Origin of the sequence: Bartonella sp. AP40SXNS (assembly GCF_042195825.1) — a bacterium.
Lineage (GTDB): Bacteria > Pseudomonadota > Alphaproteobacteria > Rhizobiales > Rhizobiaceae > Bartonella.
Window position 1 is genome coordinate 1 of sequence record NZ_JBHIPB010000001.1, and the last position, 16,399, is coordinate 16,399.

18 protein-coding genes are annotated in these 16,399 nt (G+C 38.4%); 10 read left to right on the forward strand and 8 right to left on the reverse strand.

The genetic code is table 11. The features are described 5' to 3' along the window. Nucleotides 1-3: 3 nt before the first annotated feature. The 7 genes from ACFILZ_RS00005 to ACFILZ_RS00035 all read left to right on the forward strand — a co-directional run bounded on the left by ACFILZ_RS00005 (nt 4) and on the right by ACFILZ_RS00035 (nt 5,536). Entirely contained in the window at nt 4-129 is a 126-nt protein-coding gene (locus ACFILZ_RS00005; RefSeq protein WP_375607609.1) for a TrwH protein, read from the forward strand. Beyond that, on the forward strand, nt 126-827 hold the full coding sequence (locus ACFILZ_RS00010) for a virB8 family protein (protein ID WP_375606007.1): 702 nt from the start codon (nt 126-128) through the stop codon (nt 825-827). Before ACFILZ_RS00005 ends, ACFILZ_RS00010 begins: the two co-directional genes overlap by 4 nt. A gap of 13 nt (nt 828-840) precedes the next feature. Then, nucleotides 841-1,647: a P-type conjugative transfer protein VirB9 gene (gene virB9 / locus ACFILZ_RS00015; protein WP_375606008.1), complete on the forward strand. Its 807-nt coding sequence runs from the start codon at nt 841-843 to the stop codon at nt 1,645-1,647. Then, nucleotides 1,647-2,804, forward strand: coding sequence for a type IV secretion system protein VirB10 (virB10, locus tag ACFILZ_RS00020; protein ID WP_375609937.1), 1,158 nt, complete (start codon nt 1,647-1,649; stop codon nt 2,802-2,804). Before virB9 ends, virB10 begins: the two co-directional genes overlap by 1 nt. Beyond that, nucleotides 2,779-3,840, forward strand: coding sequence for a P-type DNA transfer ATPase VirB11 (gene virB11, locus ACFILZ_RS00025; RefSeq protein ID WP_375609938.1), 1,062 nt, complete (start codon nt 2,779-2,781; stop codon nt 3,838-3,840). The genes virB10 and virB11 overlap by 26 nt, the downstream gene beginning before the upstream one ends. A 1,226-nt stretch (nt 3,841-5,066) precedes the next feature. Beyond that, nucleotides 5,067-5,243, forward strand: coding sequence for a hypothetical protein (locus ACFILZ_RS00030; protein WP_375609939.1), 177 nt, complete (start codon nt 5,067-5,069; stop codon nt 5,241-5,243). An 89-nt stretch (nt 5,244-5,332) separates the two neighbouring features. Continuing rightward, complete coding sequence (locus tag ACFILZ_RS00035) at nt 5,333-5,536, forward strand: hypothetical protein (RefSeq protein ID WP_375682323.1); 204 nt, start codon at nt 5,333-5,335, stop codon at nt 5,534-5,536. Nucleotides 5,537-7,132: 1,596 nt separating this feature from the next. On the opposite strand, the gene ACFILZ_RS00040 is transcribed toward ACFILZ_RS00035, so the two are convergent. The 7 genes from ACFILZ_RS00040 to rimM form a co-directional block, all read right to left on the reverse strand. Beyond that, complete coding sequence (locus tag ACFILZ_RS00040; protein ID WP_375606011.1) at nt 7,133-7,912, reverse strand: succinate dehydrogenase iron-sulfur subunit; 780 nt, start codon at nt 7,910-7,912, stop codon at nt 7,133-7,135. 14 nt (nt 7,913-7,926) lie between these two features. After that, nucleotides 7,927-9,771: a succinate dehydrogenase flavoprotein subunit gene (sdhA, locus tag ACFILZ_RS00045; RefSeq protein WP_375609940.1), complete on the reverse strand. Its 1,845-nt coding sequence runs from the start codon at nt 9,769-9,771 to the stop codon at nt 7,927-7,929. Nucleotides 9,772-9,777: 6 nt separating this feature from the next. Beyond that, complete coding sequence (gene sdhD, locus ACFILZ_RS00050) at nt 9,778-10,164, reverse strand: succinate dehydrogenase, hydrophobic membrane anchor protein (RefSeq protein WP_375606013.1); 387 nt, start codon at nt 10,162-10,164, stop codon at nt 9,778-9,780. An 18-nt stretch (nt 10,165-10,182) separates the two neighbouring features. Then, the gene (gene sdhC, locus ACFILZ_RS00055) at nt 10,183-10,584 is read right to left on the reverse strand and encodes a succinate dehydrogenase, cytochrome b556 subunit (RefSeq protein ID WP_375606014.1); all 402 of its coding nucleotides are present in this window, start codon (nt 10,582-10,584) and stop codon (nt 10,183-10,185) included. A gap of 495 nt (nt 10,585-11,079) precedes the next feature. After that, the gene (gene rplS, locus ACFILZ_RS00060) at nt 11,080-11,520 is read right to left on the reverse strand and encodes a 50S ribosomal protein L19 (protein ID WP_375606015.1); all 441 of its coding nucleotides are present in this window, start codon (nt 11,518-11,520) and stop codon (nt 11,080-11,082) included. 209 nt (nt 11,521-11,729) lie between these two features. Next, entirely contained in the window at nt 11,730-12,428 is a 699-nt protein-coding gene (gene trmD, locus ACFILZ_RS00065) for a tRNA (guanosine(37)-N1)-methyltransferase TrmD (protein WP_375606016.1), read from the reverse strand. 287 nt (nt 12,429-12,715) lie between these two features. Beyond that, a complete protein-coding gene (gene rimM, locus ACFILZ_RS00070) occupies nt 12,716-13,273 on the reverse strand; it encodes a ribosome maturation factor RimM (RefSeq protein ID WP_375609941.1) in 558 nt (185 codons plus the stop codon). A 131-nt stretch (nt 13,274-13,404) separates the two neighbouring features. On the opposite strand from rimM, the gene ACFILZ_RS00075 reads away from it, so the two are divergent. Together ACFILZ_RS00075 and ACFILZ_RS00080 are read left to right on the forward strand one after the other, a co-directional pair. Beyond that, nucleotides 13,405-14,226, forward strand: a complete 822-nt coding sequence (locus ACFILZ_RS00075; RefSeq protein ID WP_375606018.1) for a SapC family protein — start codon at nt 13,405-13,407, stop codon at nt 14,224-14,226. A 3-nt stretch (nt 14,227-14,229) separates the two neighbouring features. Continuing rightward, complete coding sequence (locus ACFILZ_RS00080; RefSeq protein ID WP_375606019.1) at nt 14,230-15,198, forward strand: tyrosine recombinase XerC; 969 nt, start codon at nt 14,230-14,232, stop codon at nt 15,196-15,198. 18 nt (nt 15,199-15,216) lie between these two features. Here ACFILZ_RS00080 and ACFILZ_RS00085 read toward each other — a convergent pair whose 3' ends face one another. Continuing rightward, nucleotides 15,217-15,489 carry a BolA family protein gene (locus ACFILZ_RS00085; protein ID WP_375606020.1) on the reverse strand — a complete coding sequence of 91 codons (273 nt, stop codon included), beginning with the start codon at nt 15,487-15,489 and terminating at the stop codon, nt 15,217-15,219. 124 nt (nt 15,490-15,613) lie between these two features. Here ACFILZ_RS00085 and ACFILZ_RS00090 point away from each other — a divergent pair, with 124 nt between their 5' ends. Next, on the forward strand, nt 15,614-16,234 hold the full coding sequence (locus ACFILZ_RS00090; RefSeq protein ID WP_375606021.1) for a J domain-containing protein: 621 nt from the start codon (nt 15,614-15,616) through the stop codon (nt 16,232-16,234). The last annotated feature ends 165 nt before the right edge of the window (nt 16,235-16,399 follow it).

Genomic DNA, 16,399 nt, shown 5'->3' on the forward strand with positions numbered 1-16,399 from the left:
CTTATAATTTTGATTGCAAACCTTTTATCGGCTTGTGCATTAGCACCAAAGCTAAAACAGCCCAATGATAGGAACCGTGTGCCTATTAATAAAACAATCCCTGCCGAAATCAAGCGAGGAGACAGATGAAAACAAAACAAGCAAAACCAGTGAAAGCCGAACAACTTAGAAGTTATTATGAAGAAAGCCGTGGCTTAGAACGTGATCTTATCAATGAATTTATAAGGTCGCGCAGAACGGCATGGCGTGTTGCGAGTACTGTGGGTCTTTTTGGCTTATTCGGTATGATATGTGGAGTTGTTGGATTTTCTCAACCAGCTCCAACTCCCTTAGTATTGCGCGTTGATAATACGACGGGTGCAGTTGATGTTATCTCAATCATGCGTGAACACGAAGAAAGCTATGGTGAAGTTGTAGATAGATATTGGCTAAATCAATATGTGCTTAACCGCGAAACTTACGACTACGATACCATTCAACTGAACTATGACACGACAGCACTTTTAAGTGCGGCATCTGTTCAACAAGAATATTATAAAATCTATGATGGAGAAAATGCACGGGACAAAGTGCTTTCCAACAAAGCACGTATCACAGTTAAAGTACGATCAATCCAGCCTAATGGACTCGGTCAAGCAACTGTACGTTTTACGACTCAGCAACTTGACAGCAACGGTGCTGCTACTGGACCAAAACAGCACCAAATTGCAACAATTGGTTACACCTATGTTGGTGCACCCATGAAATCATCTGATCGATTGCTTAACCCCCTTGGTTTTCAAGTAACAAGTTACCGTTCTGACCCAGAAATACTGTTGAATGATTAAGGAATTGATTGTTATGAAAAAACTTGCGTTCGTTGTTCTATTGTCTTCGTTTTCTTCTCTTTATACGGTACCTGTGCAGGCGCTCAAAAGTCCATCAAATTCACAATATGATCACCGCATTCGCTATATAACATATAACGAAGCGGATGTGGTTCAAATTGAAACAGTTCTTGGTGTGGCAACACATATTATTCTTGAAGAAGGTGAACAGTACATAACTCATGCCTTTGGTGATTCTGAAGCCTATGCCTTTGCTCATAAAGGGCGGCATATTTTTATTAAACCAAAAGCAGAACTTGCCAATACCAATCTCATCGTTGTAACCGACAAACGGAGTTATAAATTCCGACTACAATTTCGGAATGACCGTGCGGGATCAACATATGAATTGGCTTTCCATTATCCCGATTCAAATGATGAAAAGTCAGAAGAAAACAATCGACGCCTTGCGATTGAACGTGGTTTTCACCAAAGCGTCAACGGCTATAATCTCAGTTATACCATGAGTGGTCACCAAGATATTGCTCCGATAAATGCTTGGGACAATGGGCGTATTACTTACTTTAAATTTCCCGCTAACATGGATATGCCATCGATTTATGTCGTAGATGCTGAAGGTAATGAAAGCTTAATACCACGCACCGTTATCGGCAGTTCTAATGATATTATCGCCGTTCATAAGGTCAATCCTAAATGGCTTATACGGCTTGGTAAACGCGCTCTAGCTGTTTTTAATGAAGCTTATGACCCCAATGGCGTACCAAACACAACAGGGACAGTATCTTCGGTGGTTTATCGTATCAATAAAGGAGGAAAATGATGTTTGACAATAAGGAAGGAGAGGGAAAAGGTACAAAACTGGACAACGTCGAACAAAAACATATTGAAGGTACCTATGGAGGGTCCGAACTAGGTTCTGAACGTCGTCCAACAATTCCAGGTACCCGTGCATTGTTAATGGTAGGACTTATTGTCATAGTAGCGATACCGATTTCCTTGACTTGGAAAGCTTTTAAAATGCGTAATACCGTGGAGGTTGAGGAAGAAAAACCACAACAAATAGTACAGCAAATTATACCAAACTATGTCCCTCGGATTATAGAAGAGCCAAAGATTGTAGAAGAAGCAGAAAAATCAACACAAACAGAAGATTCAAACTTGGATATTCCACCGGCATTGAGTAAACTTCTTCAAACAGCCATTCCTCCACATATGCTCCAAGATTCTGAAGAATTAGCACGCAAACGTATGCTCAGTTCTAGCCTTAACAACGGTGGTAGCGAAGGATCTACAGATACAAATAATAAAGCATCAAATAATGATAGAGGTAATGGCGTATTATTTGATAACCTTCAGCCCGTGCGTTTAGGTCAATCACATGCGATGCAACTTCGTAACCGTGACTTTTTGATTACACAAGGAACGCAAATAGATTGTACGTTAGAAACAAAAATCATTACATCACAACCCGGAATGACAACGTGTCATTTAACACGCGATATTTATTCCACAAGTGGACGTGTTGTTTTGCTTGACCGTGGTTCTAAAGTCGTTGGTTTTTACCAAAGTGGCATACAACAAGGACAAACGCGCGTATTTGTGCAATGGTTACGCATTGAAACGCCTTCTGGTGTTGTTGTCAATCTTGACTCACCAGGCACAGGTCCTCTGGGTGAAGCAGGTATTGGTGGCTGGGTTGACAGACATTTTTGGGAAAGATTTGGTAGTGCAATTATGGTAAGCATTATCGGTGATTTAGGAGAATGGGTAAGAGGAAAAGTTGGTAAAAGCAGCAAAGAAAATAAAGATAACTCACAAAATAAAGGAGCTCAGAATGCTGAATCTATAGCAATCGATGTTCTTCAAAATTCCATCAATATCACACCAACACTTTACAAAAACCAAGGCGAACGAGTAAATATTTTTGTTGCTCGTGATCTGGATTTCAGCGATGTCTACAGTCTCGTCACACGTTAACTCGATACAAAAAGATCAAGCAGTTTTTCAGCTTCTGCAACCGCTTGATTGTTTTTTAGAAGATCCCACGATCACTGAATTATCTATTTGCCGCCCCTGTGAAGTATGGACGAAAAGCTTTAAGGGTTGGCAAGTACATAGCGTACCAGAGTTAACAACCACTTTTTTGCAAACGCTTATTACAGCTATTATCGTTTATAACGGTATGGCTCCCAGAAGTATTAATTATGTGCTCTTGCCTGGTGGACAACGTGGTACAATTATACAAACACCAGCTGTTGTTGATGGTGCTCTTTCCTTTGTAATTCGTAAACATTCTCTCATAGTTAAGACGTTAGAAGAACTCAAAGAAGAAGGGGCATTTGACGATTTTTCTGATGTAAGTTTTAATAAGCCTTCAGCAAAAGAAGCCAATAACTTGTTATCGAAGCAGGACTTCACACGGTTGGAACCATTTGAAGTTCAACTCTTACAAAGTAAACGTGAGGGAAAAATTCTTGAATTTTTGGAAGAATGCGTCCTTCACAAACGCAACATTATTATTGCAGGCAAAACAGGATCTGGTAAAACAACATTTGCTCGCTCTTTAATTGAAAAGGTTCCTGTAGAGGAGCGTATTATCACAATTGAAGATGTTCATGAGCTTTTTCTACCCAATCATCCCAATCATGTACATATGATTTATGGTAACAATGTAGGCCGTGTTTCAGCTGAAGAATGCCTAGATGCATGTATGCGTCAGTCGCCTGACAGAATTTTTCTCGCTGAATTGCGAGGCAATGAAGCATGGGAATATCTCAATTCGCTCAACACTGGTCATCCCGGGTCGATTACAACAACGCATGCCAACAGCGCTTTGCAGACATTTGAGAGATGTGCCACCTTGATTAAAAGATCAGAAATTGGCCGGCAACTCGAGTTAGAAATGATAAAAATCGTTCTCTATACAACAGTTGACGTAGTGTTGTTCTTTAAAGATAGAAAACTCACTGAAGTCTTTTACGACCCGATTTTTGCTAAATCAAAAATCGCTTAAGGGGAGCTTCCTCTCTCGGTAATATGAAGCAAACAAAAATAGCCGTAACTAATTGTTACGGCTATTTTTTTAACTTTTCCTATTCTCTTTGCTTCTCCAATGGATTTTCTACACTCTTCATGAAGAAAAAAAGAAAAAAGTTAATAGACAACAACTCTACGAGAAAACCAAATTATACATAAGGCTTTCTTTATTCTCTTGCCTTTGATCATTCTTTCCATTTACCTTTTGAAAAAGTATCTTTGATGCAAAAAAGAATAAATTTTGATTCGCCTATCAATGAAAGCTTCGTAAAATAGGTACTTTCGATCATCACAAATAATTATCGTCATCAAGACCAAAACTTATCGTTTAAAAATTCTAAGCGCTATTTTCAAGTGATTAATAAATATGTTTTTTAACCAAACAATCTCCAAATATGGAAAACCTCATACGAAATAAATTATCATTTCGATTTAGCATCCATAAACCACATTCTATTTGGTAATAAAAAGTATAGTGACATATCGACGTCTTCTTCGGACGAAGAAAGATTCTTAACCTCCAGTTGTTCGTAAACAACCAAATTTCTCTTAAACAAGCTTTGCTAACCATATTACGTGGCTTATGTCCCTCTCCTAAAGACGATATCCATAGATTCCATAAGGTAAGCTCTACTCTGAATATTCCGGCTCTCTTCTCTGCACCTCAAAAAGCGAAAATTCCTAAAAGAATAGATCTAAAATCCCTCTTCTTAAGATGCATCACATTGACTTATAAAGAGTGTTCATTATTTTGCGTTTTGGATAAAAGATCTTAGTACCGTAGGATTCTCTCATTTCAAAGCTGTTTATTAACCAAAACCATGTCTCTTGCACATTATAAGTAAATAAAACCGTATAGAATGAAACTGTACAAAAAAGCACTAAAAATGCCTTTTATAAACCATCCAAAATGCCCAAAATTGTAACAACATTGGGAGTTGGCAAAGTGTCTAATGACGCCCAACTTGCTCTTTTATGAAGTGTAAAAATGGAGATGCTCTATAAATTTTATATTATTCATCGGGGCTTTACCATTATACCATCCACGAGCTCTGTAATGAAATAAGCTTAGGCATCTTAAAGAAAGGTTTCTTAAAAACAGGCGTGTAAATTGACAAGCAAAGTGTATTTGGTTCGGAGCGTTCTGTTTTACATAAGGGCTTCGATCTTATTAAAGAACGAGAGAAACAAAAGCGTGAAGCAATGCGTAATCTCTATTATTTAAAAGACATTACTCTAGATGCTTTTAGAAGTCGTAAAGCAGAATTAAAAAATGATGCTAAAAATGGAAACTGGTTTTCACCTTTACAGCTTCATATTCTCCTCAAATTAGGAGGCTGTATAGCGACTTTCAAAGATTACGCCAACAGAGATACATAATACTCTTAACTCCCATCTGATAAGTAAAAGCTGCAACAGCAAAAGCTCTTTTAGAAAAACAACGCCATAAAGTCATTAATAAACCGGCAATGAATTGGAAAAATGTTCCAGATTTTTATCAAACACTCTGCAAAGCAACAATAATGATACAACTGGCTTTGCATCTGCTTATTCTTACAGGTGTTCGTATTCTTACAGGTGTTCGTACCCATATCTTGCATCAATTCGTGAAAATCAGATTGAAGAGGATATATGAACAATTCTTGGCTCGAGAATACGAACGGTCTGCGTGATACTACAGGAAATTTTGCATGCCCTTATGATCACAAATATTAAAAATTTTAAAACAAGCACGCTTGTTTTTTCACAATGATTTCTGTTTTCTGTAACCGGTCGTAGTCCTTATCAATGTGAATTTCCTATCACAATATATAAGAGAGGTTAGGTTAAAAACCTGTCCACGTATATTTCGCTCTAGTTTACGTAATTAGCTAACAGACTCCACCTACCACACCTCAAAGGACGAAGCTTCTTAACACTCACTGATCTGCAAACAATCCGCCCCCTCACCTAGCAGATTTCACCTTCTAACCACTCTAATTACCAAATCCTAAATACGATAGTGTTTTTACGGTAGAACAGAATAAATACCAAAACAATGGCTGATTATATCGTTAATACTTAGGCACCTCTCTTTCATGTTAAGAAATATCTTTTATGCTAAAAAATAAAATAAGAAACACTTTTACTGCTTAAATAATCTTCTTCAGCATATATACAAGAAAAAATGAAACCCTCTAACATAATAAATAAGACCTAAACCTAGAAATCTCTATTTTTTATAGATAAAAACATATAAAATCAAAACCTACGAAACGCATAAAAATATAACATGTTTTCTTGATGATTGAATTCATTCAACTCAAATGAACCTATAAACAGCCCTTATTCCACATTCGCAACACGTGTTCTTAGAATTCTCACTAGTGTTTTCTAAATTTTCGGGAAAAACTATAAATTTGATATTTTTCAAACGTCTTATTTGCTCTTTAGTGAATTTAAATCTATGACGTTACAATAGTTTTAAATTACTACCCCCTTAACTGCATAATCCATCTCTACAATAGAGAGGGATTTTACGTTCTCCATTTTTTGAGAACTATAAATTTTGTTGTTTAATGCGATTAACAATCCAATCTTTAAAATAAAAATATGACCTTTATATATAATGATATTATCAAAAATTCCTAATCCCTGAATATTAGCAATGTTTTCGATATTATAATAAATGTGTCGTAAAATGACGAATTGTCATAATGATCACTCCTTTGTATTTCATTTAGATAATTTACATGCGTTATAATATTTGTATCAGCATTTATTTTTTGTGCTATATTTATACAGAGTTATCATTTTTTATAAAAAATGATTAATTGAATCTGCATCAAAGTGCAAATTCTGATACGAATTTAATAAAAATAAAAACACATGGCATATTGATTTTATTATTTTTACATAGAATGCTATTTAAATTATAGTCTACTCAAAAAACTAAAGCCTTTTTAAAGGCAATAATAACTATACTAACCGCCTCATAGAAGCCAATAAATTTTTAGAGATTAAGCCTCAAAAAGGCACAAAAAACAGGCGCAATTTTCTGTTTTTTACTTTACTGTTCACTGATTAGTCAATTTTCGAAGACAATACTTAACCATCAGTTTTCTTAATCTCAGCCATTGCAAGGATTGCTTCTATAAGAATTATTTCATGCTTAAGATGGTTACAACAACTGATGCCTCATAAACAACCCATGTGTTTTTAGAGATTAAATCTCTAAAAACACGCACAATTTTCTCCATTGCGCTTTCTTTTGATCAATCAGTCAATTTTCAAAGGCGGCGTTCAACCATGAGTTTTTTAATTTCAGCAATCGCTTTCGCTGGATTTAATCCCTTTGGACAAGTTTGGGCACAATTCATAATCGTATGACAACGATAAAGGCGGAAAGGATCTTCTAAATTATCAAGACGTTCACCACACATCTCATCACGTGAATCCGCAATCCAGCGATAAGCTTGAAGCAAAACAGCGGGCCCCAAATAACGATCACCGTTCCACCAATAACTTGGACATGAAGTCTGACAACACGCACACAAAATGCACTCATAAAGGCCATCGATTTTTTGGCGATCGGAGTGACTTTGTAACCATTCTTTTGCAGGTTCAGGAGAAACTGTTTGTAACCAAGGCTCAATAACTCGGTGTTGCGCATAAAAGCGATTCAAGTCAGGAACCAAATCTTTAACAACCGGCATGGAAGGCAACGGATAAACCTTAATGGGATGTTTTACATCATCCATCCCTTTGGTACAAGCTAATGTATTGGTTCCATCAATATTCATCGCACATGAACCACAGATGCCTTCACGGCAAGATCGACGAAGTGTCAAAGTTGGATCAATATGGTTTTTAATAAACAAAAGCCCATCAAGAATCATCGGGCCACAAGCAGAACGATCTACGTAATAGGTATCTAAACGAGGATTTTCCTCATCATCAGGCGACCAACGATAAACGTGAAATTCTGTTAGTTTTTTAGCACCTTTAGGTTTAGGCCAAACCTTTCCCGGTTTTACCTGAGAGTTTTTAGGAAGCTTAATTTGTACCATATTTCAGTCTCCCCTTAATAAACCCGTTTTTTAGGTGCAATGCGCTTTAAATCGATCCCACCATCAGCTTCAGATGTTAACGGGTCCACATGGACAGGTCGATATGATAACGTCACCTTACCCTCTTTTGACAAATGTGAAAGCGTATGTTTACGCCAATTTTTATCATCACGCTCTGGATAATCTTCACGCGCATGGGCACCGCGGCTTTCTAAACGTGCTTCCGCCGAATAAACAGTCATGATTGCATTCGCCATGAGATTTTCAAGCTCTAATGTTTCAACCAAATCAGAATTCCATATCAGAGAACGATCTGTAACTTTGATATCAGACAATTCCTCCCAGATTTTATTCATCCGCTGACATCCTTGTTGCAAAGAATCCTCTGTACGGAAGACAGCCGCATCTTCTTGCATCGTGCGTTGCATTTTTTCACGCAATACCGCTGTTGGTACCGCCCCTTTTGCAAAACGCAAACGATCAAAACGTGCTATAATTTCATCAACAGCAGCTTCATTCAGGGGTGGAATTTCTGCATTCCGATCAATAATTTCACCTGCGCGAAGAGCAGCAGCACGACCAAACACCACAAGATCAATCAATGAATTTGACCCCAAGCGATTAGCCCCATGAACAGAAGCACATCCCGCTTCTCCTACCGCCATCAACCCTGGTTGAATACGATCAGGCGAATCAGCCGTTGGATTGAGAACTTCCCCGTAGTAGTTGGTAGGAATTCCCCCCATGTTATAATGGACCGTTGGCAAGATGGGGATAGGTTCTTTTGTTACATCCACCCCTGCAAAAATCCGAGCTGATTCCGAAATTCCTGGTAAACGCTCGTGCAAGATTGCAGGATCAATATGGTTGAGAACCAAATGAATATGGTCCTTCTTAGGTCCCACGCCACGCCCTTCACGAATTTCAAGAGTGATACAACGCGAAACCAAATCACGTGAAGCCAAATCCTTAAAGGAAGGTGCATAGCGCTCCATAAAGCGTTCACCCTCAGAATTGATTAAATAGCCCCCCTCACCCCGAGCTCCTTCTGTAATTAAGCAACCAGAACCATAAATCCCTGTCGGATGGAATTGCACAAACTCCATATCCTGAAGTGGCAATCCAGCACGTGCGATCATTCCACCACCATCACCCGTACAGGTATGCGCCGATGTCGCAGAAAAATAAGCGCGTCCATAACCACCGGTTGCAAGAACAACCATTTTGGCAGAAAAACGATGTATTGTACCATCATCGAGATTCCATGCCACAACCCCCGTACAAACCCCATCCGTCATGATGAGATCGAGGGCAAAATATTCAATAAAAAATTGCGCATTATGCTTTAAGCTTTGTCCATAAAGCGTATGCAAAATGGCATGGCCTGTACGGTCAGCTGCTGCGCAAGTACGCTGAACAGGTGGACCTTCACCAAATTGTGTCGTATGTCCACCAAAAGGACGCTGATAAATTTTGCCTTCTTGCGTTCGCGAAAAAGGAACGCCATAATGTTCTAATTCATACACAGCAGCAGGAGCATTACGCACCAAATATTCCATTGCATCGGTATCGCCCAACCAATCAGAACCTTTCACGGTATCATATAAATGCCACTGCCAATTATCAGGCCCCATATTTGAAAGCGATGCAGCAATCCCCCCTTGTGCTGCAACCGTATGTGAGCGCGTTGGAAAAACCTTCGTAATACAAGCTGTCTTTAATCCTTGTTCCGCCATACCTAATGTTGCACGTAATCCTGCACCACCTGCCCCAACAACAACAACATCAAATTTATGATCTACAGTGCGATAAGGGGCGTTACCTGCTTTAGCGCCCAGAGATGATCCTGTACCCGCCATACTTGTTTAACCCCCTAATGCAATTTTCAAAAGAGAAAAAATAATGATACCACCTACGAGAAAACAAAATAAAATATTTAACGTCAAAAAGAATATCCGAAAACCTTCACGTGGAATATAATCTTCAATCACCACCTGCATACCAAGTTTCATATGATAAAGGACCGAAAAAGTCATCAATCCCATCAAAATAGCAACAATAGGATGTGCAAGCCGTGCACGCACAATACTATAATCCTTGCCCACAAGCGAAAGAATAAGAACAATAAAAAATATCAAAAGTGGTAGATTGATAAACCCTGTCAAACGTTCTAGCCAAAAATGCTCTGTTCCTTCATGAGCACTGCCACGCCCCCGTACTTTTCCAAGTTCCGTTCGAAAATCTTTTTTCATATCTCTTTTCACCCCCAGCTAAACAACGGTATATCCAATAATCCAAATCGCAAAAGTAACAATAAGAGAAATAAACACTGTCGCCCACGCAGTGACTGTTGCCTTTTCTTTTGCCAAAAGGCAAGGCTTCAGATCCCAAACAATGTGGCGAACACCACCAACCATGTGATGAACCCCTGCCAAAGTATAAAGAAACAAAATACACAATCCAAACCAAGAACTATAAATTTCGTAAACTGTTCTAAATGTCTCCTCGCCACACGCAATAGCAATTAGCCAAACAGCAAGAAAAACCGTTCCAACATAAAGTGCCATACCCGTAATGCGGTGTGCAATAGACATGGCCATAGTAATTGTCCAACGATAAATGCTTATATGAGGGGAACGAGGGCGCTCTTTTATCCTAGTTGTCTCTATCATAAAATATCCTGACCTGGTTTATCATAAAATATCCTGACCTGGTTTTTGCAACCGCAATGAACGAAAAAGTTCGCGCAAAACGACTAAACATACTCTCTCGTTTTTACTTGTTTGGCATCTCAAGATACCGATATTACAGGTCGGTTGTCTCAAATAACGGATTAAAGGTCACGCATAAAAAAACCGATTACTCCCCGGATATGATCCGCAAAACTCGCCTTAATCTAATACACTTTTATCTTCACGTCAAAGGTCTAAAATATTTTCCAAATATAAACAGACATTTTTTCAGATTAAACTTATCCTTTTGAGTATCCACGATATATGCAATAGTCTCTTAAACTGCACCCATGATTAAGAATAAAAAGAGGGAAAATTGATAGATTAAACATTTTTATGTCTCCTCCAAGCCTTTTAAAAGGCAAAACGAATCAAGAAAGACACAAATAAGCGGCATAAAAGCCGCTTTTGCATAAAGTTTAGCCGATATAATCTTTACTCAGAAACTTGCTTTTCAACATCTGTACTTACGGCTGCTGCTTCTACTTTCTCAACAACCTTTTCAGCTTTTTTCCGATAATCTCTCTTTTCAGCGATACGCGCAGCTTTACCTCTCAAGCCACGCAGATAATAGAGTTTTGCACGGCGCACTTTACCACGGCGCACCAGCTCAACACCTTCAATCAAAGGAGAAAAAACAGGAAATACCCTCTCCACCCCTTCACCGTAAGAAATCTTGCGTACTGTAAAGGTCTCATTCAACCCACCACCTGAACGTGCAATACAAACACCTTCATAAGCCTGAACACGCGTCCGTGTACCTTCTGTCACACGCACCATAACACGGACTGTATCTCCTGGCTGAAATGCTGGAAATTGGCGCTTTTCTTCAATTTTTGCACATTGTTCAGCTTCAAGCTGTGCGATAATATTCATTTCTTTTATCCTTCACGTTCTTTATCGAACAGTCAGAGCGCTCAACTCTTACCAAAAAAGCCTTTATTAAGAATAAGGAGCTCTTTAGGCTATGTCTTACACAGGAGCGAATACACCATTCCTTCATTTTAATTTTGGAACTACAGAAAACCTTTTATAAAAAACTCTCTAAAAAGAGAGCCATGCAATACACCACCTTATCATATGAATCAAGTTTTCTGATGATTTTTATCATAACGCGCATAAAGATCAGGGCGACGTTGACGTGTTAACAATTCGGCTTGGCTTTGACGCCAATCTGCGATCGCTTTGTGATGACCTGAGAGCAATACAGGCGGAATACCCCGCCCTTCGAAAAGAGAAGGGCGTGTATATTGCGGATGTTCCAGCAAGCCATTTTCAAAACTTTCACACCTTGCAGAAGCTGCATTCCCCATCACTCCGGGTAGAAGACGTATAATAGCATCTAAGATAACCAATGCGGCTGTTTCACCCCCTGAAAGAATATAATCACCAATAGAAATTTCTTCTAATTCTCGTGCTTCTATGACTCGCTCATCAACCCCTTCAAAACGTCCACAAACTAACGTCACACCCGTATCACGAGCCAAGCTATGCGCGTAAGCTTGGTCAAAAGGGCGTCCACGTGGACTCATCAACAATCTTGGCGAATCCTGTGGACAGCAATCAAGAGCAGCCGCCAATACATCCGCCCGCATTACCATACCAGCTCCCCCACCAGCAGGTTTATCATCAACGCTATGGTGTTTGTCTAAAGCAAAATCCCTAATCTGTACCGTCTCCAGTGACCAAATTCCACGCTCTAAAGCTTGCCCTGCTAAAGAATACCCTAAAAAACCAGGAAACATTTCAGGATAAAGGGTTAAAACGCGCGCCTGAAATTTCATTTTATTTCTTATCCTTATTTTCTTAAACAGATTCTATAATAGCAAAAATAGCACAAACAAGTACTTTTAACGCCATAGCGTTAATCTGAGTCTCCTTGATCTGCGCCATATTCAATACGATCCTTCTAAATACTTACACTAAAAAAAGACTCTAAAAATTCAGGACTATTTCGAAATAAAGTGCTTACAATATCTGCTCAAAAGAGCATTTTTAATATTTTCACACATTCCACTTTTTATTGACGAAATTCATCTGTTGTTTTTTACCTTCATCTTTATTTTTAGATTCAAGCTATTTCCTTTTTATCATTTTCTCCTCTATCGCTAAAACCAGCTGCCATGGGATCAACAACAAGAAAACCAGAGTCCATACAAATTTCTGGTACTGCCGCCTTACTAAAGGGAATAAGAACTCTTTTACCCGTATTCAAACGTATTTCAAGCAAATCACCAGCCCCGAAATTAAAAAAACCACATACCTCACCTAAGATTTTCCCCCCACAATCTTGGACACACAAACCTATTAAATCGACTTGATAAAACTCATCCTCCATCAAATCATCAATTAATTGATCACGCATCACATAAAGGCGAATACCATTTAAAGACTCAGCAGTATTACGATTTTCTACCCCTTTAAAACGTACAATCGCCTTATTTTTTTGCATGCGAAGAGTTACAATGTCATAAGAACGCCCCATATCATCATAAAGAGTACCATAAGACTTGAAACGCTGGGGATCAGCACTTAAAATTCTAACAAAAACATCCCCTTTTACACCATGAGGCGTACCAATAATGGCAAGACAGACTTTATTTTTAAGCTTTTCTTTATTATACTTCATGCAAAAATATTATCTCTCAAAAATGAACCCTTCAATCTTATAGTTTTCTATTCAATCTTGTTGCCATATGAGACAATCTTCTAAAAGACCTTTCTTGGTAACAAAAACAAATTAATAAAGGAGAAAGTCTTATGGCAAATATTATGCTATTTTACAAAGATATCACACCAATCAACAAAATTTCCCATAAAAATCTAAAATTTGCTCCTCCAAGTGATATGTCTTTTGCCAAGGATACTCATTGGGTTCCTTTAGCAAGTACTGAATATTTTCAAGCAGCACTAGACTATCCTATTTTATTTATGTGCGCTGAAGATGAACAAAAAAAACGGCACTACACATCCGCAGCTCTTGTCGGTCTTTCTAATGACGAAAATGACTATATCGCTTCTGATAAAAGTTGGAAAAACAATACTTATGTTCCTGCTTTTGTCCGCCGCTACCCTTTTGTTTTGGCACAAATTAGCAATGAAAAAGAACTTTCTGTGTGCTTTGATCAACAGTCCGGTATGTTTAATGAAGTTGCAGGAACAGAACTTTTTAATTCCGATGGCTCTATTTCTCCTTTTATGGAAGAACGTATTCGCTTTCTTGAAAGTTTTAAAATCGCTATGGAGAAAACCTCTGAGTTTATTGATGCTCTTGTAGAAATGGATCTTCTAAGCCAAAAATCCATCAATGTGAAAAACGATAAAGGTCTCTCAGCGCAATTGGAACATTTTTGGGTTGTTGATGAAGAAAAATTGAATAAATTATCAGCAAGCCAACTTGCCAAACTTCATAAAAATGGCTTTTTAGGATTAATTTTTGCGCATTTGATGTCAACGCACAATCTTTTGAAAATACTCTCTCTCAAAGGTGAAAAGCAGCTTATCAATCGTGAAGAGAAACCCCAAAACAAGAATGGTCATTCTAACGATGAAAAATCTAAAAAGAAAGAAACTCTCAACTAGATAATGCCTATCAAAAACGACAAGAGAAAAGATGAAAACATTCCTCTCATTCCAGCAGACCATGCAATTTTAAACGCAAGGAAAAATTGGTTAGAGTGTCTTACCCAAACACGTCGTATGTCAGCACAAACAGTGCAAGCCTATGAACGTGATACGCGGCAATTTTTGTCTTTTCTCTGTCAACACTTAAGCCATACACCAACCCTTACAGATCTTGCTCATTTACGCGTTAGTGACTTGCGTGCTTATCTTGCTTATCGGCGAACAAATAATGTAAGTGCTCGTTCTTTAAGCCGCGGAGTAGCAGGCATCCGTTCTTTTTTCAAATACTTATCACGTGAAGGAATCGTCAATGTTCCCGCAGCTCAACTTATCCGAAGCCCCAAACACCCCAAATCGCTCCCAAAACCTTTAGCGATAAAATCAGCACTTCACATAGTCAAACAAGAAAATCAACTGGAAAATGAACCTTGGATTACCGCGCGTAATGCTGCTGTCCTCATGCTTCTTTATGGCTGTGGAATGCGAATATCAGAAGCCTTAAGCCTCACACCAGAACAATTTTCTGATCCTGAAAAAACAAGTTTATTTATAACTGGAAAAGGAGGCAAAACACGCCTTGTTCCCCTCATAAAAATTGTTTACGAAGCCGTACAAAATTATCTTCAATGCTGCCCATATCCTTTAATAGACAACCAACCCATGTTTCGTGGTGCGCGGGGTGGTCCCCTACAGCCTGCCATTATTCAAAAAGCTGTCCGTAATTTACGTGCAAGCCTTGGTTTACCAGAAACTGCAACGCCTCATACACTGCGCCATTCTTTTGCCACCCATCTTTTATCACGGGGGGGAGATTTGCGCACCATTCAAGAACTTCTTGGGCACGCTAGTCTTTCCACCACACAAATCTATACCCACGTCGATACAGACCATTTGTTAAAAATCTATCAAAAGGCCCATCCCCGTTCCTAAAAACGTCTCATCAAAAAATTAGAGTGTTTCAACCTCAAGTGCCAAAGCGTGAACACAAGTAGCAAGCTCTTCTTTTAAAACTTGATAAATCGCTCGATGTATTTCTACACGCGTCATATTGGAAAAAGAAGAAGATAAAATTTTCACCCGAAAATGTGTTTCTCCTTTACCATCAAAAGCATGTTCATCATGAGGATGTCCCTCATGAAGATGACTTTCGTTAATCACTTCCAGTTTCTGCGGATGAAAAGCATCCTGAAGCTTTCTGTTGATGATTGTTTCTATAGACATTTTTCATTCCTCAAACAAAATGAACGTGCAAAAATACACCTTTTTCATAATAGAATAAGTGTGAAAACAAATTTTTCAAAAGTCAATTCTTGTAAAATTAATCAATTTTGCATAAACCAATAATATGACAATAACATCTAAATTATTCGATTCAATTCGCATAAGCTCAAATAAAAAACAAAAAGCTGAGCCAGAAGCACAACAGTGTCAGTGGGAAGGTTGTGAAAAAACAGGGTCCCATAAAGCACCAGCAGGTCGAAATCACGAAGGACAATATTTATATTTTTGTATTGAACACGTACGCGCCTATAATAAGAATTTTAATTACTTCTCTGGTCTTAGCAATAAAGATATCGCAAAATTTCAAAAGGATGCTCTCACAGGACATCGTCCGACATGGCCTACAGATCTGAGCAATGGTACATCGAAAAAAACAGCCGCGAATTATGCAAAGATTCGCTCTGGAACAGCGGCCTATCAAAATCGCATGCGCGATCCCTTCACGCTTTTTACTGGGCAGCATTCAAGCAATAAGTTTTCACGAAAATTAAAGCCCTTAGAAGCAAAAGCTTTTGATACACTGGGACTACAGGCAAACGCTTCAGCAGAAGACATCAAAATGAAATATAAAGAGTTGGTAAAAAAGCACCATCCTGATTCCAATGGTGGTAATCGTGCTTCAGAAGAGCGCTTTCGTGATGTTTTACATGCTTACAATTTGCTAAAAAAGTCTGGTTTGTGCTGAAAATATGCGCTTATATGAGTCTATTTTCATTTAGACCATCATTATTTGCGCAAAATGTTACTTTTTTTTGCAAAACATTATAGAATACGTAAAAAAATCTTTCTTTAATATCTAAGGCTCTCATTATAGAGCATTGCATAAATACTTTAACTCTTGTATCGTTTC